This window comes from Methylacidimicrobium tartarophylax (genome assembly GCF_902143375.2).
Lineage (GTDB): Bacteria > Verrucomicrobiota > Verrucomicrobiia > Methylacidiphilales > Methylacidiphilaceae > Methylacidimicrobium > Methylacidimicrobium tartarophylax.
In genome coordinates this window covers 1-1,752 of the sequence record NZ_CABFVA020000054.1, presented here as the reverse complement: position 1 = coordinate 1,752, position 1,752 = coordinate 1, and the positions used below count along the sequence as shown (strand labels likewise).

The window sequence follows — 1,752 nt, the reverse complement described above, 5'->3', positions numbered from 1 at the left end:
ACGATTCGTTCGAGGTTTCTGTAGGTTGAGACGCGCGAGATCCCCTTTCCGTTCAAATTCACCGCCTTTTTTCTTCTTGCGCGTCAGTACGAGTAGACCACATCGAGCGCGAAAAACCAGAAGGGGCCATTGCTCAACGCGGCCAATCCATTTCCGCTCGAGGGCACTACGCCCTCCGCCGGGTAGTAATAGGTGAGAAAACCCTTTCCGTAATCCATCCGATTTTCGACGCGGATCATGAAGTTGTCGGCGAGGTCGAACCGCCAGTCGACCGTCACATCCCAGATGTCCGCCGGGAAGAGGTAGTTGGTGAAGATCTCATTGGAGTTGGTGTGGTCGAACTGCTCCCGCCACGCCATGCTGAAGACCTTGTTAAACTTGTAGATCTGGTAGATCGACACTCCAAAGAAGCTTGTGGAACCGTTATACCCACCGGGAGGAAGACCGGCGGTCGGGAAGACACCGTTGGCGCTGAGCGTGGAGGCGCCCATCTGGGGTAATCCGGCCGGAAGCACGGCGGCGTTGGAAAAACCGCCGACGAGTTCATAGGCAAACTCGAGCTTCTGGTCCTTGACCCACGTCGGGATCCAGGTCCCGAAATCATTGAACTCCATGAAGAGACCGTTGTCGTTATAAGGAGAGGGTTCGATATCCCCCCCATAATTGTAGGCGCCCGCGTAACCAGTCATTGGTTGAGTGCCGAATCCCGGAGGATTCACGCCGTCCGGTGCGAATGCATAGCCGAAGGTGTTGAGGAAGAGCTTGTCCTTCGAGACATAGTCGATCATTTGCCAGAGGACAACCGAGTTGCTGCTGTTAATCATGTTGTTCACCATCCCGTAATAGGGATAACCGGCGCGCGATACGTTCCACCCCCCGTTGGTGATGCCGACTCGTGTCGTCCAGTAGTCGTCGATCTTGTAGATCGCCTCGCCGCCGACCATCGTGAATGGCTCGAAGTTGTTGAAGAGAATCCCGTAGCTGAAGTTGAAGTTGGCCGGACGCTCCATGACTTCCAACCCGATCGGTGAAGCATACTGACCAATATGGAACTCGATGCTCTTGTCCCCGACCGGCATTTTGAACTGCACGTAGGCCTGTTCGAGGAAGATGCCGCTCGAATTAAACCCAATGCCGGTATTATCGAAGGTCCCGTTGCCGGTTACCGCGTCGGGCTCGCCGAGGGCCGCATCCTGTCCAAAAATCGCATCGACCCGAAAGCCTGCCTGCCACTTGTTTTCGTCGGTGAGCGCTTTCTCGAGAGCCACTTTAAGTTGGTTCATGTTGAATGAGCCTCCCGGAATCCCGTCAGTGGTGAACCGGAGCGGCATGCTGGGATACGCGTGAAGTGGGGTTCCCTTCGGCACCCCGGAGATCGCCGGATTTGCCGCGATGACCGGGACTTGATTGAAGGATGGGGAGTTGACCAAGTTGTAGGTGTAGCTCGCCTCCACGTAGCCGGTCAGCTTGATTCCCGGAGTCTGTGTTTGCGCGGCCGCGATCCCCTGCTCTTCGAGCACCTTCTGGAGTCGGTCCATCTCCTCGGGACTCCCCTGAAGCGCGCCCGCATCCCCAGAGCCGGCCGAAAGCTCCGGCGCACTTCCTCCAGAAGGAGCCTGGGCCTCGTCCGCCGCCCATAGTGGGCCTAGCGGCAGCAAAAGCAGCCCGAAACCCCACACGATCCCCTTCCCGCACAGTCTTCGGTTCATCCTCCTCCTTTCTGTGCGTGGCCTTAGTAGCTGTAGACGAATT

The 1,752-nt window shown here is 57.1% G+C and carries 1 protein-coding gene; it reads right to left on the bottom strand.

Features of this window, described 5'->3' with window-relative positions:
• Window positions 1-83: 83 nt before the first annotated feature.
• On the bottom strand, window positions 84-1,709 hold the full coding sequence (locus MAMT_RS05100; RefSeq protein WP_246186536.1) for an outer membrane beta-barrel protein: 1,626 nt from the start codon (window positions 1,707-1,709) through the stop codon (window positions 84-86).
• Between the last annotated feature and the right edge of the window lie 43 nt (window positions 1,710-1,752).

Bases quoted from the DNA above. Each gene is read 5' to 3' on its own strand.
- MAMT_RS05100 (WP_246186536.1), bottom strand. From the start codon at position 1,709: ATGAACCGAAGACTGTGCGGGAAGGGGATCGTGTGGGGTTTCGGGCTG.